We start from the raw sequence: 22212 nt of genomic DNA on the forward strand, positions 1-22212 counted from the left end.
GGTTGATGAGTCAATCAATCGAACCATAAGCATGATACGATTGGTTTAATGGGAAAAAATCAAAAGACAAACTATATTAAGTCAAGCACAAAATGAAAAGTTTGAATAACGTAGTTTTGACATTATTTGAAGGCATGACAAAGAACCCTTAGGCAAAGGGGATTTTTGAAAAGATCAGTTAACAATCATTTTCTGCTCCTCATAAGGCTTATTATCTTTCAGTAGTTGATAAATGATTCGTACCAGTTTTCGAACAACATGACTGATTGCGACATTGTAGTGTTTTCCTTCTGCTAGTTTTTTCTGGAAATAGACACGCATAGACGGAGACCAAATAGACATGAGTCTGGCGGCTTCATGCAATGCCCAGCGAAGTTGAGAGGAACCTCGTTTGACCATTCGACCAGTTTCAGTCTGATTCATTCCAGACGTAGAGATGGAAGGTTCTGCGCCTGCATAGGCAAGCAATTGATTCGGCGATCGGAAATTATTAATATCTCGAATTTCGGCGAGAATGACACTCCCTAATTTAAAACCAATGCCAGGAATCGTTAAAATAGGTGAATCGATTTCACTCATTAATCGAGCAACTTCCTTCTCGGCTTTGTCTCTCATAGTTGTAAGGTACTGAATGGCATCAATAGTTTGAAGGAGTTCAAATTCTAACGCTGGCGACTCTTGACCAATAGAGGTTTGCGCGAGTGCTTTGAGCTTGACGGCCTGTTCTTTTCCAAAGTGACCTTTTGAGTGCGTTGAAATGAGATTGGTCAACTTCGTTAAGTGTGCATTTCCTAATTTTCTAGCAGAGGGGTATTCTTTTAAGATTGCGTACACATAGGATTGGTACTTCGCGGAAGAAGAACCCAAAGAAGGTGCTAATTCTGGAAAGAGAATATCTAAAATGCGTGTGTAGTTCACTTTTTTTCGAGTACAGTCCTCTCTTAATCTAGCTGTGTGTCTGGTTAAATATTTCAGCTCAATCATTGAGGGGTTCGCACTAAATGATTGTTTATCAAGATCTGCTCGTAATTTACGAGCGATCGTCATGGCGTCTTTTTTATCGGTTTTGGTTTTTCGTAAGCTTTGATTTTTGGCAAATTCTTTAATTAAGTATGGATTATAGCTATAAGTTGGGTACCCTTGCGTCCGAAGGAAGCGTAAGATATTAAAGCAATAATGACCGGTATCTTCTAAGGCGATTTGAATCTCTTCGCCGGTTGTTTTCTGCAAATTGGCAAGCGTCATTTGAAGCTTCGTAAAGCCTTCACGATTATTTTCAATCTGAAGATGACGGATAAAAACCGTTCCTTCAGTATCAATGATCGCTAAGTCATGTTTGTGCTTGGCAATATCTATTCCAACGTACAACATAAGGACCACTCCTGACAGATAAAATTTACGCTATGCTCCACTTACTCTTTGCCTATGTAACCTTGTGATCAATCAAGCGTCACGAACAGATGTCATGCGCTAACAAACTTATTAACAATGTGACAAAGAGCTGTGGCCAGAGCCTTTCGACAACAGTATTCCAAAGGAATCTGGTGGAGGTTATACTAGTCCATAGCGTCTAGCTCAATTATAGACAAAATAACAGCTAGTTAAAACGGAATAGCTGATTAATTGAGTATCTTAAATATACAAGGAGGTCCAGATGGATTTACTAGAAGTTGATAATCTGCATACGTATTTTGATACGAAACGGGGCACAGTCAAAGCTGTCAAAGGCGTTACTTTTTCATTAAAAAGAGGGAAGACATTAGGAATCGTTGGAGAAAGTGGGAGTGGCAAAAGTCAAACAGCCATGTCGATCCTTCAACTTTTTCAGCGAAATCAATATATAGCGGAAGGGCAGATCCGTTTTGATGGAAAAAATATCCTCGAATTAAGCAAAAAAGAGCTTTTAAAAATTCGTGGAAATGATATTTCAATGATCTTTCAAGAGCCTATGACAAGTTTGAATCCGGTATTTACAATCAAAGCACAACTGACAGAAGCCTTGAAACTTCATCAGCACGTCGACAATAAGACGGCGACTTTACGGGCATATGAGCTGTTAGAAGCTGTCAAGATCACAGATCCTAAACGAGTAGCCAAGCAATATCCTCATCAGTTATCTGGAGGAATGAGTCAACGGGTAATGATCGCAATGGCATTAGCCTGCAATCCGAAGCTATTGATTGCCGATGAACCGACTACCGCACTCGATGTGATCATCCAAGCAGAAATCCTTAAGTTAATGAATGAGTTAAAAGACAAGCTGGATACAAGTATTTTATTTATTACCCATGATTTGGGTGTCATTAGTAAAATGGCCGATGATGTGATCGTGATGCATGGGGGAAAAATCGTCGAGAGTGCCCCAATCAATGAGATATTCAAAAATGCTTACCATCCGTACACAAGGCGCTTACTTGCTGCGTTTTTAAGAACCGACATTCGAAACAAGAAAACAGCGCCTGATGATTTTTACAGTAAGGAAAACAATGTCTTTGATTTCACCACATTTAAAACAGAAGAAACAGCGGACCCGGATTGGGTTCAGGTAGGAACAAATCATTTTGTCGCTGCCAGTTTGAGAAAAATCGATAACTAAACAAAAAAGTCGTAAAACAAAGCTTTGTTTACGGCTTTTTTCAGTATGCTGGGAAGGAAATTTTTTTGTGAGGAAGTTGTGAGAAAGATGTAAAAAATAGGGGAAGGTTTGCTCAAGAGTCTTGCCTTAAAGTCCACTTCAAGAATTATACTGGAACTACCATTTTGATGGGAAAAGAAAGGAGCAATTCAATGAACAAATGGACAAAAGGACTTTTTCTGACGATGATTTTTCTAGCAGGATGCAGCAGTGATTCAATGAATGACGAGCCAGACATTGGTACAACGGAAACAAGTAATAGTGACACCGTTACGCAACAAATGAGAGAAACAGGGATTGATGGGGAGGCCGATATTTTGATTGCCTATTTCACAAGACCAGAAAATTTAGAGCATGAACCAGCGGTCGAAGCAGTTTCTGGAAGTAGTTTTAATGTAATCGATGACACCTTGGTAGGAGATGTCCAGGTGATAGCAGAAATGATCGCTGAACAGACCGGCGGTGCGTTGTTCTCGATTCAAACAGAAGTAGGTTACCCTAACGTTTACGATGAACATACAGCTTTAGCGACTAGAGAGGTGGAAGAAAATGCCCGACCAACGTTGAAGGCTGACGTCGCCCAAATGACTGAAGTGGATGTTCTCTTTATCGGCTTTCCCGTTTGGTGGAACCGTGCCCCAAGAGCCGTTTTAACATTTCTTGAAACCTATGATCTTACGGATAAACAAATCATTCCTTTTGCAATCCATGGGGGAAGTGGACTGACTAATAGTCAAAACGAACTTCAAACGTTGTATCCAGCGTATGACTTTCTGGAAGGCTTTGCAGCAAGAGCGGGAAGTGTTGAAGAGGCTGAACCGAATCTGTTGAATTGGCTCGATGAACTAGGATATTAGCAAAATTCAAGTTTAGTAGCCGTTTCTCAGTTGGCTACATGTTCATGATGTACCACAAACCGAAATAATCATAATATAATTATGGTAAACTAATGCAGTTGATTTATGAATCATTTGGGGATGCGCTGATGGATTAGAAGCAAAAGCTCCTACTTATTCCCGAGAATAGTCAGTTTTTCCGATTTATTCATTCTAGGTTGACTACAATTCTGTTATTTCGGATAAGAAAGGTAGATCATGACCAAAGAGACGATGAAAAGAATTACACCAATAACCGACAATGGCAATACAGGACCATTCCACGGACGTTTATTCAGCAACGCACGCACTCTAAAGATGAATCCTGCAAGTCCGAGTAAAGCGATCGCTACACAAAATAAAAGAATTGATAAATTTAACATTGTATTCCTCCAAATCATTGTATGAGGACTCATACCAAGATACTCATATATCCTACGCCAAAAGCCGTAAAAAGCAAGCAGCTGACAAAACTGTTCGTTTAAGCGAACAGTTTTTACATGTCGTTGACGAATCTTTTTACAATTCTGCAATTTCCTACGCTTTTTTAGCTAGATTCGCTGGAACAGTGATTCTTTGTTATCATAAGAATTGATAAGGAGACTGGAGAGGGAGCTTCTCTTTTGTTTCGAACACCTGGAATGCACAAGAAAAAATGAGGAGGAGATTTTGTGGAAATTCGGTTATTAAAATATTTCTACACGATTGCGGAGGAAGGGACGATTTCTCAAGCTGCAGAAGTGCTCCACATCACACAACCGACATTGAGTCGACAATTAAAAGAATTAGAAGACGAGTTAGGGACGGCACTATTCACTCGTGATAATCGGAAAATGGTTTTAACGGAAGCGGGGCGTTTTTTAAAAAGCCGTGCGGAAGAGATTTTGAGTTTGACAGACCAGACAATGCAAGCGTTTGAAGATCGTAAAAAACATTTATTTAGCGGTCACTTCACGATTGGTTGTGTGGAAGCAGATAATTCCGATACGCTTTCCTTGATGTTGGAAGAATTTATCAATGACTATCCTGATGTTCGCTTTCATATTCATAGTGGTACGGGAGATGACATCAGCGATCGCCTGGAGAAAGGCTTGTTGGATCTAGCGATATTGATCGAACCGATTGAAATCGAGAAGTACGAAAAAATCGTTCTTCCACGAAAAGAAACATGGGGCTTTTTGACATCGGCTGATTCTTTTCTTGCGCATAAAGAAGAAATAACACCCGAAGACATGAAAGGTGTGCCTTTATTGATCTCCAAGCGTCCAGAAGTACAACAAATGTTCAGTCAATGGTCGAAGACACCAGTGGAAGAGTTGCCGATCGTGGGCACCTACAATTTAATATTCAATGTCTTTTCCTTAGTAGAAAACCATGTTGGTTCGGCATTGACCATCAGCGGAGCAGTCGGAGAACGAAGGAATGAGGCAATCAAGTTTCTACCTTTAGTACCACAAATCGAGACCAGCTGTGTATTGGTCTGGAAAAAGAATCGTGTGCTGTCACCAGTCGTTATCGAGTTTATTCGGCGATTTCGCGATTCCTTTCAATAGTCTCAGTGTAAACATCAAAAGAAGCGGTGATATCCGCTTCTTTTTTGTATATCGAAACCAGCTATGCTTTGTAAGCATAAGGTCTTGTGTGAAAAAGCATTAGCCAATCCAACTCGATTGGCTTACCATTAAATCTATCAGGAAACAAAGAGTAGGAGGTGACAAAATGGCGGCAATACTTGTTTGTTCACGAGCTGGTGAAAATCTGATTGAGGGACAGCTCAAAAAACTGGGCATAGGAAATACGCAGATTCTAGCAGAGAAGCTGTCAGAGCAGCTGCAATGCCCCCTTTATACTCTTGACCCTGTGGAACCTTATCCTGAAAGTTATCGGGCGATGGTCGAACATGCAAAAAAAGAAAAAGCTGCTAATGATTTTCCCCGCTATCAAACAGTACCGTCTGCGTTTTTTAAAGAACGGATACTATTTGTTGGATTTCCCAACTGGTGGGGGAGCTATCCGAGGATCGTGGCGAGTTTTTTAAAAGACCATCATTTCGATGGGAAGATTATTTTTCCCTTTTGTACCCATGAAGGCTCAGGATTTGGCAATAGCCTAGAAGACTTTAAAAAAACTTGCCCTGAAGCCCTCATATATCCTGGATTAGCCATCCGTGGGTCACGAGTGAATAAGGCGAATACTGCCATTCAAAATTGGGTGAGCCAGCATTTTATCACAATAGAAGAAGGAGTCGATCGATATGGTAAAGAAACAAACTGCAGGAAGAGATAACCTAGGGACATTTGCGCCGAAATTTGCGCAATTAAATGATGATGTGTTATTTGGTGAAGTTTGGTCACGTGAGGAAGAATTGGCTCCCCATACAAGAAGTTTATTAACGATATCTGCCTTGATTTCGGGTGGCAATTTTGAACAATTGACTGCCCATCTGACGATTGACAAAGAAAACGGGATCACAGTAGAAGAAATTGCAGAAGTAATCACTCATCTGGCTTTCTATGTTGGCTGGCCCAAAGCTTGGTCTGCTTTTAACATCGCCAAAACGGTTTATCAAGAAGAGCTAGCTGAAATGGAGGAAAAATAAATGTCAGAACTCGATGCAGCAAAAGAAGCTGGAATCTTTTCATTAGGCAACACAAATGACGCCTATGCACAATATTTTAGCGGTCAGAGTTACTTGAATCCTTTAGTAGCTGATCCAGCGATTCCAGTCAACGTTGGCAATGTGACCTTTGAACCAGGTTGCCGCAACAATTGGCATCGGCATATTGATGGTGGGTATCAATTGTTGTTGGTGACTTCAGGAGAAGGCTGGTACCAAGAAGCAGGCAAGAAACCGCAAAAACTTACTGTTGGTGATGTCGTAGTCATCAAGGAAGGGGTCAAACATTGGCATGGTGCAGCAAAAAATAGTTGGTTTGCCCATGTAGCGATTACTGCTGGTGCTTCAGAATGGTTAGAAGCAGTCAGTGATGAAGAATACGATCAATTGCCCGATGCATAAGCGATGATAAGGCAGCCTTACTGGAAGGCGTGTAACAAATCTTATGGGGTCTCACCTGACGGGGCAGCCAATAGTGTGGCTAGCCAAAAGAGATCGAAGTGATCAATGTGAATGAATGTACGGTCGATCCGATGATTCAACCGTGGTAAATAGGAAAGAAAAAAGAAGCGTCCACTTGCACAGCTAACGTGCGAATGGACGCTTCTTTTTGTTTAGCCAAGATAAAATTCAATCAACGTTTTTGCAATTAGTTTTGTCATGGGATGACCTTTAGTAAAGCTTGATGCTAAATAAATCGTCCTTGATAAGGGGAAATCTGCTAGTTCACGTAAAACGAAAGGCGCCTGATCTTCATAGCCCCAAGTAATTTTAGGAAAGAACGTGATTCCTAGTCCTTGATTGATAAGGGAGCGCAGCGTCGCTGGATCGTCCGTCGTTGAACCGATAGCCAAACTGATTTTTTTTGCTTCAAAAGTTTCGTCGATGGTTCTACGTAGCGGGCTGTTTTCAACCAGCATCAGCAAAGGCACGTGTTGGATATCGGCAACTTGCAAGTCTTTTTTTTCTGCCAAGGGATGCTTTTTGGGGATCGCCAGTAAGATGGGTTCCGTGAATATTGGCAGATTGGTCAAGCCGTTCTTTGGCTCAGAGGTAATGTAGAAGGCTTGTTCTTTGTTGGTCTCCTTACTGCCGTGCTGCTTGATCGAAAGTTGGATCTCAGGGTGCTTTTCAACGAATGTCGCCACCAAGTTGGGCAAGGAAACAGAAGCGACTTCAGAGTAAATCGTCACTGCAGGGATCATTTCTCCATTTAAGGCTTGGATCGCACTCATTCCTTCGTCGAAACGTGCTAACGTCTCAACGACATAGGGATAAAATTCTTCAGCATACATCGTCAACTCGATATGCCGACCGGCATGATAGAACAAAGGAACGCCTAGTTCACTTTCTAGGTGTTTCATGGCACGGCTCAAGGCAGGTTGTGAGATGTATAATTCTTGTGCAGATTGGGTAATATTTTTCGATTCGGCTACTTTTTTAAAGTAGCGTAAATGATCAAGGTTCATCAGATACTCCTCTTTCCATACCTTTTAGTTATGGATATTCACGAAACTGGTATTTTTTATTATAACAAACTTCCGTTATTATGACACAGGAAAGAGAAATTGTTTAGGAGGTGTTTCATGAGTACAGGTTTCTTATACCCAGGACAAGGCAGTCAGACCAGCAAGATGCTTGAGGACGTGCCTGCCAGTTATTTCCATCGGCTAGAACAGGCGACAGGCTTTGATTTACACCCTGTATCGGGGGATCTCAAACAAGATACCGTCTCTATTCAGTTGGCGCTTTTAGTAAAAGCGGCTTTTTACACGGACCAGATGAAAGCATCTGGTGTGCAACCTCAGCTTGTGGCGGGGCATTCGATTGGCGCTTTTTCCGCTGCGTTAGCTTGTGAAAGCTTGAGTTTCGAAAATGCCGCTAGCTTGGTCTATCATCGGGCGACATTGATGAAAGAAGCCTATCCGACTGATTATGCCATGGGGGTACTGGTTGGTGTAACGAGAAGTGAAGCAGAAGCGCTCGTGGCAAAAACATTTGATCCTGCTGCTCCCGTCTATTTATCAAATGAAAATTGCCCCATGCAGCATACGATCTCTGGTCATATCAAAGGCTTGCGCAAGACGCTAGCTCAAGCGAAAGATTATCATGCGCAAACCGCCAAACTTTTAGCAGTGCCTGTACCGTCCCATTGTGTGTTGATGGCAGAACCCGTGAAACGGTTTGCGCCATTTATGAACACGGTATTCCTTGATGTGCCTATCTGTCCCTACCTCAAAAATACGGATGGTCGGATGACCATGAACCCTGAAGAGATCCGTCGAGATTTGCTGCAAAATATTGCTTATCCGGTGCAGTGGAACAAGATCATGGATGTTGCCTACGAAGCAGGAGTTGATTTGGCTCTTGAATTTCCTCTTGGCAATACCCTAACAAAACTGATCCAAGCAAAATTTGGTGAAAACAATGCGATCCGTGTGATCAATTTGGATCAACATGGCTTGGATGATGCTTTATTCCTATATCAAAAATGGAGATGAATAGAATGGAAAAACCTGCAAGAAACTGGGCAAGTAAACGTGAAAAGAAGGCCCAAACCATGAAAAAAATCGAGCATCTTCTCGATGGAAAATATGTCCCAACGGAAGCGATCATTGAAGTCTTAGAACAGTTGATCCGTCCGGGAGACAAAGTGGTCCTTGAAGGCGACAATCAAAAACAAGCAAGCTTCCTATCAAAAAGCTTAGAACAAGTCGATGCTCAAAAAGTCAATAATTTGCATATGATCATGTCGAGTATCTCCCGTCCAGAACATTTGACGATATTTGAAAAAGGCATTGCAGCGAAAATCGATTTTTCTTATGCAGGCGCACAAAGTACGCGCGTTGCCCAAATGATTGAAGACAAAACTATGAAATTAGGGGACATTCATACGTATTTGGAATTATATGGTCGCTTATTTATTGACTTGATTCCGAATGTGGTCCTTGTGGCGGCGGACAAAGCCGATCGCCAAGGAAATCTTTATACAGGTTACAATACGGAAGAAACGCCAACGATCGTCGAAGCAGCAGCCTTTAAAGATGGGATTGTGATCGTTCAAGTTAATGAAGTGGTCGATCGTTTGCCGCGGGTCGACATTCCCAGCGATTGGATCGATGTCGTCGTGGTAGCAGACCAACCGTATCAATTAGAAGCCCTCTTTACGAGAGATCCGCAAAACATTACGGAATTACAAATTTTGATGGCGATGATGGCATTAAAAGGAATCTATGCAGAACATGAAGTACAATCGTTGAATCATGGGATCGGTTTTAATACCGCTGCGATCGAGTTACTTTTACCAACCTATGGAGAAACGCTTGGAATCAAAGGGAAAGTAGCGAAAAACTGGGTCTTGAATCCTCATCCAACGATGATTCCAGCTATCGAATCTGGTTGGGTCGAAAGCATCCACAGTTTTGGTGGGGAAGTTGGTATGGAAAAATATATTGCCGCTCGACCCGATGTATTCTTTGTCGGAAAAGACGGCACGATGCGCAGCAATCGAGCATTATCACAAACTGCAGGTCAATATGCCATCGATATGTTTATCGGTTCGACCTTACAACTAGATTATCAAGGAAATTCTTCTACAGTGACAAAAGGCCGCTTATCTGGGTTTGGTGGTGCACCAAATATGGGGCATAATCCGGGGGGCCGTCGGCATTCGACTCCAGCTTGGCAATCCTTGCGGGATGAAACAGATCCTTTAGCAAAAGGACAAAAATTAGTCGTTCAAATGGTTGAAACGTATGGGTCCAATAAAAAACCTGTTTTTGTAGAAACGTTAGATGCGTTGGCTGTCCAAAAGCAAGCTGGTTTAGCCAATGCCCCAATTATGATCTATAGCGACGATACGACGCATATCGTGACAGAAGAAGGCATCGCTTATCTTTATAAAGCAAATTCAAAAGAGGAAAAACAAGCAGCCATCGCAGCCATCGGTGGTGTAACCCCACTAGGAATGACCAGCACAAAAGCTTCTCTGGATGCCCTTCGCAAAGCGGGGATCGTGAAATTACCAGAAGACTTAGGGATCAAACGCAGTGATGCCAAACGATCATTGCTAGCAGCTCAAACCGTTGATGATTTGATCGAATGGTCCGATGGGTTGTACGAACCGCCAATGAAATTCAGAACGTGGTCTTAATAAGAGCAAGAGGAGAGAAGAAGAGATGGAAAAATTAGCTTATACGTATCAAACAACGAAACCAGTCACCAAAAAAGTCCATGTTGGCGTGGTGGGTTCTGGTGACTTGGAAATTCTGCTTTTTCCAACAGACAAACAAGAAACCACCGTTTCAGTTTGTACAGGAAGTGACGGCTTTGGCGATGTGTGGCAAAATGTCTTGACGCGTTTTTTTGAGCGCTATCCAATCAGTGCGCAAATAGTGATCAACGACTTTGGCGCCACTCCCGGTGTGGTTTACCTACGATTAACCCAAGCAATGGAGGAACTAGCAGATGAAGAATAGTTTTGTAGAATTAAATGCTCGAGAACGGGTGCACGCCTTATTGGATGCCAAGAGCGGTCGTGAATTGATCGATCCATTCGACCAAATGATCGCACCCAATCTGGTGGCTCAAGACATCGTGCCACAATGCGATGATGGGATCGTTGTGTGTCGTGGAACGATTTCTGGAGAAAACGTGGTCGTGATCGCTATGGAAGGGAAATTCCAAGGTGGCGGGATCGGTGAAGTTTCTGGTGCTAAAATCATCGCTGCATTGACGCATGTGTTGGAAGAAAACCAAAAGGGCAATCCGATCTCACCGATCATCATCCTCGATACTGGTGGGGTACGCCTCCAAGAAGCGAATTACGGCTTATTGTCGATCGCAGAAATCGGCAATTTGATCGTTGCAATAAAATCGTATGTGCCAGTGATTGGCTTAGTGCCAGGTCGGGTGGGTTCTTTTGGCGGTATGTCGATTACCTCAGCACTTATGAGCTACTTGATAGCGACGAAGAAAGCCCGTATCGGTTTGAACGGTCCTGAAGTCATCGAACAAGAAGCTGGCGTGAGAGAATTTGATTCCAGTGATAAAGATTTGATTTGGAATACCATTGGCGCCAAACAACGTTTGGAAGCACAAATGATCGATGAACTAGTGACTGACAGTGTCGAATCGATCCAAGAAGCTGTGATTGCGGCGATGGTTGAAAAGAAAGACAGTCATCGCAGCGAAAATAGTGGTTTTTATCTTTCTCTTTTAAACGAACTTGATCTATCAAAGCCGCTGACTATCGAGGCATACAATAAGGCTCTTGCAACGCATAAAGCAACTGAAGTGGCACCTATTACTGTAACAGAAGGCCAAGAAGCTGCTGCTGACAGTATCGGTTATCATTGGTTTTCAGCATTGACGAATCTGCAGTTCCCAACCTCAACTAGTGCAACAGTCTATGCAGCTGCATCTGACCTTTTTACTGAAGAAGTCGTTGTTACAGCGATCGTGCCAAACGCAAATAATCCGATGTATCGGGTACGCAATGGAGAAGTTGGTTTAGTCGAAGGGTACGAGATGGGCCATCTGTTAGAAACTGTTTATCACGAAAACAAAGAGAAAGCAATCAAACGGCCAATCGTTGCGGTCATCGATGTCCCTAGCCAAGCGTATGGCTACAATGAAGAATTGATTGGTATTCATGCAGCTTTAGCAAATAGTGCGGCAGCTTATGCCAAACTACGCCAAGCGGGTCATCCAGTGATCGGTTTTATCGCTGGTAATGCGATCTCTGGGGCTTTCTTAGCGCATGGCTTGCAATCAAGTCGTCTGATCGCATTAAATAGTGAAAAGATCACTGTTCAAGCAATGTCAAAAGAAAGTGCAAGTCGAGTCACCAAACGGTCGATTGCAGCGATTGAAGCCGCGGCGGAAAAAGTACCAAGTATTGCTTATGATATCAAAAATTATACGAAACTTGGGGCAATCTTCACTTTCTTATCCTCCATTACGGATCAGTCTGTCACCTCTGAAAGCAAAGCGACTGTAATTGAAGCGATCAATGAGGCGATTGATGATGTGCGTAAAACGAATGACACGATGTTGACCAGTCGCTACACCAATCCGATCGCTAAAAAGAGCGGCCGGCTGGAAACGAATAACGTATTTGAAAAAATGAATGCAGAATGGAATGAGTAACGAATGAACCGTGCCCACGATATCGTTCAATTAGATAAAGAAGTTCTTGATATGATTGATATTCCCAAATGGTTTTCTGAAAAAGAACAGCTTTTTGCGACCGTCCGTCGTGGGAAACCCCGTAACCTCAGCTATTTACCAGTGGGGTTGCGCGGGGAAAAGCGGCAAGAACGGTTTGCCTTTGAGGCACCCTGCAACATGATCAAACGAACGATCCATCCTTGGGAATTGATCACTCGTGAGAGCTTTCGATTCAATGAAGTAGCCAATTATCCAGTTTACCGCAACTATCAACAAGCACGGCTTTTATTGAAGCACTATTCTTGGGGAATCGGTGGCAGCTTGGGTTTTGAATTGGCTGCAAAACAGGCAGCAATCAAGCCGACAAGTGATTTAGATCTGTTGCTTTATGCCGACACGAAAGAAAAGCTGCCACTGGAACTATTGGAAAAGCAGGCAGCCTTTTTTCAACAGATCGATGTTCAAGTTATCACAAAACAAGGCGGGTTTGCCTTAAAGGAGTATTTGGAACATCCATCAAAAAAAATCTTAGTAAAAACAGACGAAGGGCCAAAACTCACCACTGAGATTTGGTAATTATTAGAAAAGTGAGCGAAAAACATGTTTGAGAACAACGATTTAAAAATCAACATCAGTGATTTCCAAAAAGTATTTGCCGTGACAGCAGTAATGATGCAAACGATTTTGACTTTTGCCTTATCCAATACCCAAGATGAAAAGACTGCAGCATTCATCGGTGCCTTCTATGTCTTGGTAAAATTTACCGCACCCCTGTTTATTTTTGCTATTGTTTATAACATGGTTAAGACTAGTCAACATCTGTCTTATCTAGAATTTTTGAAAGAAAAGTTTTTTGAACTTGTCGTGCCATATGTGCTTTGGACGACGGCTTATTTATGGCTGTTTCCCGCTGTCCAACAAGGAAAACCTTATACTGACACAGCAACGTTTTTACTGAAATATGTGACGGGGGATGCGGCGCCACACTTGTGGTATACGATCATGATGCTGCAGATCCAATTGTTGATGCCGTTTTTTGTCTGGTTAGGCTACAAAGTGTTGACGAAGAAAAAAGCTGTTTGGCCAGTATTGATCGTCGCAACTGCTTTGTATGTCGTTTGGTATGTATTTTATGATCGCCAAGTTTTTGAAGGACCGCATCATGAAAGCTGGTATTTATTGGATCGGTTTGTCTTTAGCTTTGTGATCTACGGGATCTATGGCGAAGCCGCTTTGATTTATCACGAAACCGTCTATCGCTTCCTATACAAGATTCGCTACGCTTTCTTGCCAGTGGGCTTAGCATTAGGGCTATTATCTGCCAATCATCTGCTACATTATGCAGGTGATCTAAGTTTCGCTCATGCACCGTATTTAAATACATTGCAAAGCTTATATAGCTTAGTATTGATTTTTGCAGTCTTTATGTTTGGATCAACCATGATCAAAAACAATGCCCCACAGTTAGGGACGTTTAAGTGGCTGTCTACTTATGCGTATCGAACCTATCTTGCCAATGTTTTTGTCTTTCAAGTCTTGTTGCTAGGCTTCAAAGATTTGTTGCTGCAACTGCCAATGGGCATCATGATCATCGTCGCTTATTTGGCAACTGCCAGCTGTGGTTTTTTAACAAGCTATGTTTTGCATGTTTTATGGGTAACGATCAAAGGTCAAATCAAAAACTAGAGGAGGAGTTGGATGTTTGCATTAGCTGTAGAAGAAAATTGTCGACGACTCGCCCAATTGGTAGAAGAAGCCTTGATTGCAGAAGTGACATTGTCCCCAAAACCTGGGTTAGTGGATGCCATTGATTCAGGTGCCCATCACGATATGGATCAAGCACTCTTTCTACGATCAGCTCGAGCATTGACGCCATACTTTGAAGAAATGGCCTTGGTGTCTTGGGGAAGCAGCATGTCTCAAGAGTTGCGGGAAGCAATCGCTGCAATCGGTCGGAAGGCAGAACAGGCGATGTTGGCAGCCACTGGTGGCATCAACACTCATAAAGGAGCCATCTGGGCATTAGGCTTGCTCATCAGCGCCGTCAGTAGCCAACTTAGTCGCAAACAGCGGATTTTTTTACCAGAAGTCTTTTCTGACATCCAGCTTCTCACTGCATTTCCTGATCGTGCGCTGATTCAACAAACAGAAAGTCATGGCAAAACTGTTCAAGCCAAATATGGACATCTCGGTGCGTATGGGGAAGCTGCTGCTGGGTTCCCTCATGTTCAAATCGCTCTAGCAGATTATTTTTCTCGGGATTGTTCCAATGAGACCAAAAAAAGGCTCCACATGCTGTTGGCGATCATCGCTACGCTGGACGATACGTGTATTTTATACCGTAGCAATCAAGAGGTACTGGCACTGGTTCAGCAACTCGCACAAAAAGCCAATCAGCAAGCGTTGCCGAACCCAGCATTTCATGCACTAGCAGCCTTCTGCCAGTCAGAAAATGTGTCTCCCGGCGGCAGTGCTGATCTGTTGGCTGCCAGCTTCTTTTTATTGTCCATCAACTCGGTTTTACCCGTAAACGAAGGAAAGACCGTTTACCAATAACTCTTTTCCTTAGAAGAAAGGCAACGATTCTTCTAAGGATTTTTTGTTTCATTTTTTCGCTCGATTAAGAAAAATAAAATCTCTTGCTATTTGCATAGTTTAATGATTAGATAATTCTTAGGCACTACTGAAATGCTTCGTTGCTCCATTGCAACGAATAAAGGAGTTACAGATGAAATACTATAATGCTTTTCTTCAAAATCTTGTGTTGCGGCGCTGGACGGTCCTGTTTATGCTTGCGGGCATTCTTTTTTTGTTTCGCAGTCTGATGACCATTCTTTTGCTGACCTTTATCTTTACGTATCTGATTTATCGGCTGGTTCTTTTGCTCCATCGAAAAAGCCATCTGCCCATCAAGCTTACGAGCATCCTGACCTACAGCTTGATTGTTTTTATTCTTTATTTAGTAGCAACAAATTATGTACCCATCATCATCAAACAATCCGTCCAATTAGTCAATTCCGTTGCTGATTTCTACCAACGGACAGACTCCAATAATGAATTGATCGAATATGTCTTGAATTTATTGCAGACCAGCGAATACATCCAGAAATTACAAAGCGGCGTTCTAGTCGTGATCAATTATCTGTATAATTTCGGTGAGTTGGCGTTGACTGTGCTGATCTCCTTTCTGCTTAGCTTCTTCTTTATGATCGATAACAAAAAGACCGTTGCGTTTTCTCGGCTATTTTTGCAAGGGCGAGGGGCGTGGTTCTTTGAAGATGTTTACTATTTAGGGGCTAAGTTCACGCGGGCTTTCGGAAATGTGATCGAGACGCAGTTGGTGATCGCCTTAGTCAATACAGCGATCACTGTTTTCGCCTTAGCGGTGATGGGCTTTCCGTAGCTGTTGAGTTTGGCGTTGATGATTTTCTTTCTCAGCTTGATTCCTGTTGCTGGTGTGATCATCTCGTGTATTCCATTGACGTTTATTGCCTATTCTATCGGCGGATTTAATGACGTGATCTACATTCTATTGATCATAGTGTTTGTTCATGCGTTGGAATCCTATATCTTAAATCCGCGCTTGATGGCTAATAAAACAGAGATCCCGATGTTTTACACGTTTATTCTCCTGTATCTTAGCGAACATCTCTTTGGCTTGTGGGGCTTGATCATCGGGATCCCATTGTTCACTTTCTTTTTAGATTTAATGAATGTGAAAGAGATTCCGCGATTGCGTAAAAAATCCATTGACACCTTGCAGGACCAATAAAAATGATTGCTGTAAAGGATGGCAATTGATAGAAAAAACCATCTCTGCCGATGAAAGGCGAGATGGCTTTTTTATTTCGCAGCAATTTTTTTCGTAAAAGAGACAAAGCAGATTGCTGAAGAGGGGCTTTGAAACCTGCCTGTTGGGAAATACCCCAAAGAATGATAAAAGTGAACCAGTTTGGATTCTTGCAGGATCGTATTCAAACGAATCGTATCTGTTTGTACGTTCCTTTCAATCAAGATCATTGCTTGTCTACCAATCCCGCGGTTCTCGTAGGAGGGAAGAAGGGCGATGGAAGATAGCTTCGTCGTATGTTCCTGCTCAACCGTCAGTTTTATAAAGCCCACGGTTTTCTGAGCGGTCATGATTAAATAATAAGTGGTATTCGACGCAGAAAACTTTGCGTTTAGCTTCTCGAAACTTTGTAAATAGGGAGAAGTTTCTTTGTCTTGATAACGGAGAAAGAGGGATTTGAAGGCCGCTTTTTGTATCAAGTAGATTGAAAGCAGATCGGAAAGCTTCGCTTCTTTAAGCTGAATGAGCATGCACACCTCCATAAAAAATCAGACATCATTTATTGAAAGACATTGATTCGGCTTAGCAGATCCTGATGGAAAAGCCATCGATTAGCAGTCTTTCATTGGCTCGTTTCTGTTTTGATCCTTCCCTCAACCACAGGTTCACAAACGAAGAGATCCGCTGGGGTTCGTGCCGTCGTTGTTTTATTGAAAAAGATCATTTATCGATGTCACTAAGTCGTCATAGGTTTGACCGGTAGCGATTGCATAAACGGAAAGCAAAAAGACGAGTGCTGCTGCCAACACGTAAAAAATACGGAGGCGATAGCCGTCACCTGTCCGACGATTTTTTACAAAAGTAAAAACCGTCACAGCTAGATAAGCGAAGGTCAATAAACAAATAAGATACGTTATAATTTCTGGAGTCATAAGCGTTTTCCTTTCTTTTTTTATTTGTATAAAAATATACTCAATAAATATAATATAACCATTTCAATAGCGTCAAAGAAAGCGCTCAATTTTTGACAAAAAAACTGACCGAGTGGTAGCCACTGGTCAGTTCTATTCAAAAACGATGGGGCATGATCTTAATTGTCTTTTTTTTCTGCATCTAGCAAGCTTCTTAGTTCATCTGCTAAAGCGATACAGGCAATACTATCTGTTAAGGACATCAGGGGATTCTCGAGTTGTCCTTGTGCAAGAGCGGTGTGAACTGCTTGAATCTCTGAATGGAAATCATCGATCTCGTACCCAATATCATAGACCGTGTCTTCTTGGTCAATCGTCACGGTAAAAGAAGCGGGGCGATGGAAGTTGGGGATCGTGATTTTCCCTTTTGTTCCTTGTAATTCCGCCACTGTCTCTTTTGTTTGGTCAAATCCAGTCTCAATCACTGCAACAAAATCTTCACTGACAAAGCGTGCTTCAACGTAAGTATCAACCCCAGTTTCATACAGGCTGTAATCGATCAATTCGGCAGTTAAATTTTCTGGTGAAAAATCTTGGATAAAGGCTAAGTTATAGATCCCCATATCCAGTAAAGCACCCCCTTGTTTTGGCAGATAATGGTAAGAACTGCCTTCGACTGGTAAATGGCGGCGAAAAGTAGTCATGACACTTGTTAGCTCACCGGTATGACCACCATCCACAAGTTCTTTTAGTTTGCGATACGCTGGGGTGAAGCGTGGCTTCATGGCTTCCATAAAGAAGACTTCGTGTGCTTGGGCTTGTTTTTGTACGTTGCGCATTTCTTGTGCAGTCAAGGTTGCTGGTTTTTCACATAAAACAGCTTTTTTCGCTTGAAAGGCTTTGATGATCCATTCATAGTGATACAAATGCGGCAAAGCAATATAAACGACATCGATAGTTGGATCATCTAATAGATTTTGGTAGTCATCAAAGACGGCGTCACACGGAAATTTTGCTTGAAACGCTTGCGCTTTTTCCATCGTACGACAAGCAACCCCATAAAGCTGGGCGTCTTGAAAATTTTCTAAACTTGCAGCAAAGCGATTGGCGATATTTCCGGCACCAATAATTCCCCAATTGATCATTTCATTTCCCTCTTTTCTTCAGTTGACGGGTATTCTGAGAGAATCCCTGATTCCAAAACAGTTTGTTTTTTTCTTAACTCGACAATATTTTTTTGGTATTCTTTGGCATACAGCAATGCAAACAGTGAATCTAAAATATACTCAAAGGCGACCTGTGAAGAAAAGGTGCCGACTTTGAGAAAATCACGTTCATCATGAGAAGCGATGATCGCATGGGTCGCTAATGGGATGATTTTCGCATGGGCGTTGCCAGAAATCACGATCACTGGTACCCCGACATCACGAAAGTGCTGCATGATTTTTTCGTATTGCGTATTTTTCCCCCGATAGGTAATAAACACGGCACAATCACTTTGCGTGACGTTCGATGCATTCCACGCATCATCCCCATATTCATCAGCTACGATCAGATACTTATTGATTTTGACCAACTTATTTTGAAAACTTCTTGCCCGGATCTGAGAATCGCCGCGAGCAAATAAGAAAATCCGTTGCGCAGCTTCCAACGATTGCACCACTGCTTCCATCGTTTCTGGAGCGACCTGAGCGTGGGTTTTGTGGATCGAGTTGATCGTTAGATCGGCCATTTTTTTCAAAATATCAGGTGTTTGATCCTTGGGCGAAAAGGGAAAATTCGCGTCAACAAAGGTTGGGTTGAACATCTGATTATGGGCAATTTCAGCCAGACCTAAGCGAAAACTTTTAAATCCTTCATACCCCATCTTTTTGGCTAGACGAATGACGGAAGAGTGGGATGTGTATGTATGCTTGGCGATGACTTCAATCGTCAACGAAGGCACATCATTGATATTTTGCAAAATATAATCGGCAATCCGCTTCTCCGTATTGGTCAATCCTTCTTGAAGCCGTAATTTATCTCCTAATAACATCAAACCACCTCTTTCTAATCATAGCCTAGGACAAAGAAAACCAAAAGCAAAAACTGTACCTTTTTGGCAATTTGGTAAAAATGTTCAGAACCACTCAGCAGTTTGCGAAAAAGTCTGGTCAAAAGAACCTGTTTTTGGCAAAAGACTTCTCATTTCGAAGGATATCAGCAATAATCAAGCTATCAATTCATAGGAGGCGTCATAATGTTAACTATCGCATATCTCGGAAACGGAAAAAGCACCAATCGCTACCATCTGCCTTTTTCAACCAAGCTGCAGGATAAGATCAAAGTAAAGACGATCTATTCACCAAGCGGCAAGCTGACCTGGCCAACACTAGAAGGCGTTCATTACACCTCTGACTTAGAGGATATCTACCGTGATCCTGAAATTCAATTAGTTGTGGTCACGACCCCCAGTCATTTGCATTATGAATTAGGCAAGGATGTCTTGCTCCATGGGAAAAATGTCTTGATCGAAAAACCTTTTACGGAAACTTCGGCACAAGCAAAGGAATTGTTCGCACTGGCGCAGGAGAAAGGCTTGTTTGTGCAATGCTATCAAAATCGCCGCTTTGATTCCGATTTTTTGACGACGCAAAAAGTGATCGAAAGCGGCGTGCTCGGAGATCTCTTAGAAGTAGAGATGCATTATGATTATTTTCGTCCAGAGGTTCCGCGGTCAGTGACCGAATTTTCATTGAATACAAGCTACTTGTACGGACACGCTTGTCATACACTGGACCAAGTGATCTCCTATTTTGGACAACCAGACGATGTCCATTATGAGGTTCGGCAATTGCTTGGAAAAAATCGCATGAATGATTACTTCGATTTGGATCTGTTTTATGGTCGAATGAAAGTCTCAGTCAAATCTAGTTACTTCCGATTAAAAGAGCGGCCTAGTTTTGTCGTTTATGGCGAAAACGGCGTTTTTGTAAAACAAACGAAGGATCGACAAGAAGAGCATCTAAAACAGTTTTATCTCCCGGATCATGCCGATTTTGGGATCGATTTGCCAGAGCACTATGGCACACTAACTTATATGGATGCTAACGGGAACTACCATGAAGAAAAAGTCATCTCTGAAATTGGTGATTATAGCCGTGTGTATGAGGGCGTCTATGAAACGATCATCCATGGCAAAGAGAAAATCGTGAAAGACGAAGAAACGATTTTACAAATCGAAATGCTAGAAACAGGCATCAATCAAGTGATCACTGAGTCATAAGGTAGAGTGATTAGGGGGCTTTTGACAAACAAAGCGCCTGAAGGCATCAACTGACTCAACGTAAAGGAGTAGATCCGAATCGAACCTTCAGAAATCCTGCAAGAAGAACAGCAGCTGCAGTTTGCTCATTTTGACAATGACCTCGCATTGCGGTTGGTTATTGCCATCGATCAGTACGTTAAAAGGAACTACCCGAAGCCGGTAGGGATCAAAGTTGTTCATCAGGGCTTGCCGATCATTCGATTTTTAATGGCAGGGCGAAAAGAGAGCCATTGGCTTGAAAGAAAAGAACGAACGGTACTGGAAAGCGGGCATAGTTCACTATACGTCTATGCGCAAAAAGATCGAGATATACAATTTGCTAAGTGGGCACAAGACGAACATTATGCAATTTGTGGTGGTGGTTTTCCAATTATCGAAGACAGAAATGTCACGGGTGCTATCTGTGTGTCAGGTTTGGCCCATTTAGAGGATCATAAAGTGATCACCGAAGTATTGAAACAAATGATCCAAGAAGATAGAAAAGGGGAAGCAAGATGAACTTAGCGATTTTAGGGGCAGGCATGATCGTCCATGATTTTTTGACGGTGGCAGGGGATGTCCCGCAGCTTGAACTGTCTGCTATTTTTGGGACAGAAAATGATTTAGAGAAAATGAATCACTTAAAACAGCAATACAAGATTCAAACCGTCTACACAGAGTTAGGGGCATGTTTGGCGGATCCATCCGTTGACACCGTGTATGTCGCACTGCCCAATCATTTGCATTATTCCTTTGCCAAAGAAGCGATCCTCGCTGGCAAACACGTCATTTGTGAAAAGCCATTTACGTTGCAGACACGAGAATTAGTAGAATTAACAGAATTGGCTGCTGCCCACAAGGTGCTTTTGATCGAAGCCATCACAAATCAGTACTTAGCCAACTATCAAGGAATAAAAGCGCAGCTTGAAACATTGGGAGAGCTGAAAGTGATTGAATGCAACTATTCGCAGTATTCTTCTCGTTATGATTTATTCAAAGTGGGAACCGTTTTACCTGCATTTAATCCGAAAATGGGTGGTGGGGCATTGATGGATATCAATATCTATAATATTCATTTTGTCGTCGGGCTTTTAGGAAAACCAAAAAGTGTCCGCTATTTTGCTAATGTCGAACAGGGTATCGATACTTCTGGCATGCTGTTTTTAGACTATGAACAAACAAAAGTCGTTTGTATCGGCGCCAAAGATTCGACAGCGACGATTCGTTCAACGATCCAAGGGACGAAAGGATCGATCATCGTCAATGGGCCAACGAATATGCTTGCCAGCTATGACGTTGAACCGGTTCATGGGGCAAAAAGCCATCAGGATAGAAGCGTTCACGGACATCGTATGTTTGAAGAATTTGTCCGTTTTGCACAAGCCATTCACGAAAATGATCACGCCTTTGTCAAGGAACGCCTTGCCCATAGCAAGCTGGTGATGGAAGTCGTGGAAAAAGCATTGGCAGATGCCCAGATCGTATTAGGATAATCGCATCAATGAGGAAAGACACCAGCTTCTTAGAAAAGTTGCTGGTGTCTTTGTCTGTTGGCTTATTTTTTCTTCTTTAAACTCAATAAGGTTAGTGGGATACCCAAGGTGAGGTAGCCGACAATCGTCATCAAACAGACCGCCAGCCAAAAGTTATCTACTGCTAGAAATGCAATCAGGCCATATGCCACCAGAATCGAGAGAAAATAAAAAAGAAAGAGCTGAAAAAAACGTTTAAAACTCACAGTCATTCATTCTCCTTTGTCGTTAAACTGACAAGAAAAGTATACCATATCAAATGCAACTTCAAGGGCTGATTGTGATCATTCGCAGGAGCCACAAAAGGCGAATTGTTTTGTCGGCTGACCGTGATTCGCTATACTTGAAGGGAAGAGAAAGCGCAGGAATATTTTTTTTAGGAGAAGGAGGAGACA

At 42.3% G+C, this 22212-nt stretch carries 24 protein-coding genes and 1 pseudogene; 17 read left to right on the forward strand and 8 right to left on the reverse strand.

Annotated elements, in window-relative coordinates; translation table 11 throughout:
• Positions 1-174: 174 nt before the first annotated feature.
• On the reverse strand, positions 175-1371 hold the full coding sequence (locus IGI96_RS16130) for an IS110 family transposase (RefSeq protein ID WP_077454773.1): 1197 nt from the start codon (positions 1369-1371) through the stop codon (positions 175-177).
• Between the two features lie 283 nt (positions 1372-1654).
• On the opposite strand from IGI96_RS16130, the gene IGI96_RS16135 reads away from it, so the two are divergent.
• Both IGI96_RS16135 and IGI96_RS16140 read left to right on the forward strand, forming a co-directional pair.
• Positions 1655-2596 (forward strand): ABC transporter ATP-binding protein, encoded by a 942-nt coding sequence (locus tag IGI96_RS16135; protein ID WP_015509670.1) that lies wholly within the window; start codon positions 1655-1657, stop codon positions 2594-2596.
• A 191-nt stretch (positions 2597-2787) separates the two neighbouring features.
• Positions 2788-3492: a flavodoxin gene (locus IGI96_RS16140; protein WP_438785364.1), complete on the forward strand. Its 705-nt coding sequence runs from the start codon at positions 2788-2790 to the stop codon at positions 3490-3492.
• Positions 3493-3704: 212 nt separating this feature from the next.
• Here IGI96_RS16140 and IGI96_RS16145 read toward each other — a convergent pair whose 3' ends face one another.
• Complete coding sequence (locus IGI96_RS16145) at positions 3705-3893, reverse strand: hypothetical protein (protein WP_074535879.1); 189 nt, start codon at positions 3891-3893, stop codon at positions 3705-3707.
• A 288-nt stretch (positions 3894-4181) separates the two neighbouring features.
• On the opposite strand from IGI96_RS16145, the gene IGI96_RS16150 reads away from it, so the two are divergent.
• The 4 genes from IGI96_RS16150 (at position 4182) to IGI96_RS16165 (ending at position 6529) form a co-directional block, all read left to right on the forward strand.
• Complete coding sequence (locus IGI96_RS16150) at positions 4182-5063, forward strand: LysR family transcriptional regulator (RefSeq protein ID WP_413159635.1); 882 nt, start codon at positions 4182-4184, stop codon at positions 5061-5063.
• A gap of 166 nt (positions 5064-5229) precedes the next feature.
• A complete protein-coding gene (locus tag IGI96_RS16155) occupies positions 5230-5796 on the forward strand; it encodes a flavodoxin (RefSeq protein WP_271772581.1) in 567 nt (188 codons plus the stop codon).
• Positions 5765-6109 carry a carboxymuconolactone decarboxylase family protein gene (locus tag IGI96_RS16160; RefSeq protein ID WP_438785365.1) on the forward strand — a complete coding sequence of 115 codons (345 nt, stop codon included), beginning with the start codon at positions 5765-5767 and terminating at the stop codon, positions 6107-6109. The genes IGI96_RS16155 and IGI96_RS16160 overlap by 32 nt, the downstream gene beginning before the upstream one ends.
• Positions 6110-6529, forward strand: a complete 420-nt coding sequence (locus IGI96_RS16165) for a cupin domain-containing protein (protein WP_010748319.1) — start codon at positions 6110-6112, stop codon at positions 6527-6529.
• Between the two features lie 212 nt (positions 6530-6741).
• On the opposite strand, the gene IGI96_RS16170 is transcribed toward IGI96_RS16165, so the two are convergent.
• Positions 6742-7596 (reverse strand): LysR family transcriptional regulator, encoded by an 855-nt coding sequence (locus IGI96_RS16170; RefSeq protein ID WP_413159636.1) that lies wholly within the window; start codon positions 7594-7596, stop codon positions 6742-6744.
• A 117-nt stretch (positions 7597-7713) separates the two neighbouring features.
• Between IGI96_RS16170 and IGI96_RS16175 the strand changes: the two genes are divergently transcribed.
• The 8 genes and pseudogenes from IGI96_RS16175 (at position 7714) to IGI96_RS16210 (ending at position 16070) form a co-directional block, all read left to right on the forward strand.
• On the forward strand, positions 7714-8628 hold the full coding sequence (locus tag IGI96_RS16175) for an ACP S-malonyltransferase (RefSeq protein WP_438785366.1): 915 nt from the start codon (positions 7714-7716) through the stop codon (positions 8626-8628).
• 5 nt (positions 8629-8633) lie between these two features.
• Positions 8634-10280 carry a malonate decarboxylase subunit alpha gene (gene mdcA / locus IGI96_RS16180; RefSeq protein ID WP_151195225.1) on the forward strand — a complete coding sequence of 549 codons (1647 nt, stop codon included), beginning with the start codon at positions 8634-8636 and terminating at the stop codon, positions 10278-10280.
• A gap of 25 nt (positions 10281-10305) precedes the next feature.
• The gene (locus IGI96_RS16185; RefSeq protein WP_005226050.1) at positions 10306-10605 is read left to right on the forward strand and encodes a malonate decarboxylase subunit delta; all 300 of its coding nucleotides are present in this window, start codon (positions 10306-10308) and stop codon (positions 10603-10605) included.
• Positions 10595-12277, forward strand: coding sequence for a biotin-independent malonate decarboxylase subunit beta (gene mdcD / locus IGI96_RS16190; protein WP_438785367.1), 1683 nt, complete (start codon positions 10595-10597; stop codon positions 12275-12277). The genes IGI96_RS16185 and mdcD overlap by 11 nt, the downstream gene beginning before the upstream one ends.
• 3 nt (positions 12278-12280) lie before the next feature.
• Positions 12281-12874, forward strand: coding sequence for a malonate decarboxylase holo-ACP synthase (locus IGI96_RS16195; protein WP_413159639.1), 594 nt, complete (start codon positions 12281-12283; stop codon positions 12872-12874).
• A gap of 24 nt (positions 12875-12898) precedes the next feature.
• Positions 12899-13984 carry an acyltransferase family protein gene (locus IGI96_RS16200; protein ID WP_438785368.1) on the forward strand — a complete coding sequence of 362 codons (1086 nt, stop codon included), beginning with the start codon at positions 12899-12901 and terminating at the stop codon, positions 13982-13984.
• Positions 13985-13996: 12 nt separating this feature from the next.
• Complete coding sequence (locus IGI96_RS16205; protein WP_005231353.1) at positions 13997-14854, forward strand: triphosphoribosyl-dephospho-CoA synthase; 858 nt, start codon at positions 13997-13999, stop codon at positions 14852-14854.
• Between the two features lie 172 nt (positions 14855-15026).
• Positions 15027-16070 (forward strand): annotated as a pseudogene (locus IGI96_RS16210) (AI-2E family transporter).
• A 71-nt stretch (positions 16071-16141) separates the two neighbouring features.
• Here the strand turns inward: IGI96_RS16210 and IGI96_RS16215 are convergent.
• From IGI96_RS16215 to IGI96_RS16230, 4 genes are all read right to left on the reverse strand, one after another.
• On the reverse strand, positions 16142-16618 hold the full coding sequence (locus IGI96_RS16215; protein WP_086295365.1) for a GNAT family N-acetyltransferase: 477 nt from the start codon (positions 16616-16618) through the stop codon (positions 16142-16144).
• 177 nt (positions 16619-16795) lie between these two features.
• The gene (locus IGI96_RS16220) at positions 16796-17020 is read right to left on the reverse strand and encodes a hypothetical protein (protein WP_005226057.1); all 225 of its coding nucleotides are present in this window, start codon (positions 17018-17020) and stop codon (positions 16796-16798) included.
• A 158-nt stretch (positions 17021-17178) separates the two neighbouring features.
• The gene (locus IGI96_RS16225; protein ID WP_438785369.1) at positions 17179-18144 is read right to left on the reverse strand and encodes a Gfo/Idh/MocA family protein; all 966 of its coding nucleotides are present in this window, start codon (positions 18142-18144) and stop codon (positions 17179-17181) included.
• Positions 18141-19034, reverse strand: coding sequence for a MurR/RpiR family transcriptional regulator (locus IGI96_RS16230; protein ID WP_438785370.1), 894 nt, complete (start codon positions 19032-19034; stop codon positions 18141-18143). Before IGI96_RS16230 ends, IGI96_RS16225 begins: the two co-directional genes overlap by 4 nt.
• Before the next feature lie 204 nt (positions 19035-19238).
• On the opposite strand from IGI96_RS16230, the gene IGI96_RS16235 reads away from it, so the two are divergent.
• The 3 genes from IGI96_RS16235 (at position 19239) to IGI96_RS16245 (ending at position 21778) form a co-directional block, all read left to right on the forward strand.
• Complete coding sequence (locus IGI96_RS16235) at positions 19239-20264, forward strand: Gfo/Idh/MocA family oxidoreductase (RefSeq protein ID WP_121261368.1); 1026 nt, start codon at positions 19239-19241, stop codon at positions 20262-20264.
• A 114-nt stretch (positions 20265-20378) separates the two neighbouring features.
• A complete protein-coding gene (locus tag IGI96_RS16240; protein WP_081357372.1) occupies positions 20379-20804 on the forward strand; it encodes a heme-binding protein in 426 nt (141 codons plus the stop codon).
• Entirely contained in the window at positions 20801-21778 is a 978-nt protein-coding gene (locus IGI96_RS16245) for a Gfo/Idh/MocA family protein (RefSeq protein WP_142964913.1), read from the forward strand. The genes IGI96_RS16240 and IGI96_RS16245 overlap by 4 nt, the downstream gene beginning before the upstream one ends.
• Before the next feature lie 62 nt (positions 21779-21840).
• Here the strand turns inward: IGI96_RS16245 and IGI96_RS16250 are convergent, their stop codons facing one another.
• Positions 21841-22029: a hypothetical protein gene (locus tag IGI96_RS16250; RefSeq protein WP_016609355.1), complete on the reverse strand. Its 189-nt coding sequence runs from the start codon at positions 22027-22029 to the stop codon at positions 21841-21843.
• Positions 22030-22212: the final 183 nt, after the last annotated feature.

The organism is Enterococcus sp. DIV0421 (assembly GCF_051713745.1).
In the GTDB taxonomy this organism is placed as follows: domain Bacteria; phylum Bacillota; class Bacilli; order Lactobacillales; family Enterococcaceae; genus Enterococcus_D; species Enterococcus_D casseliflavus.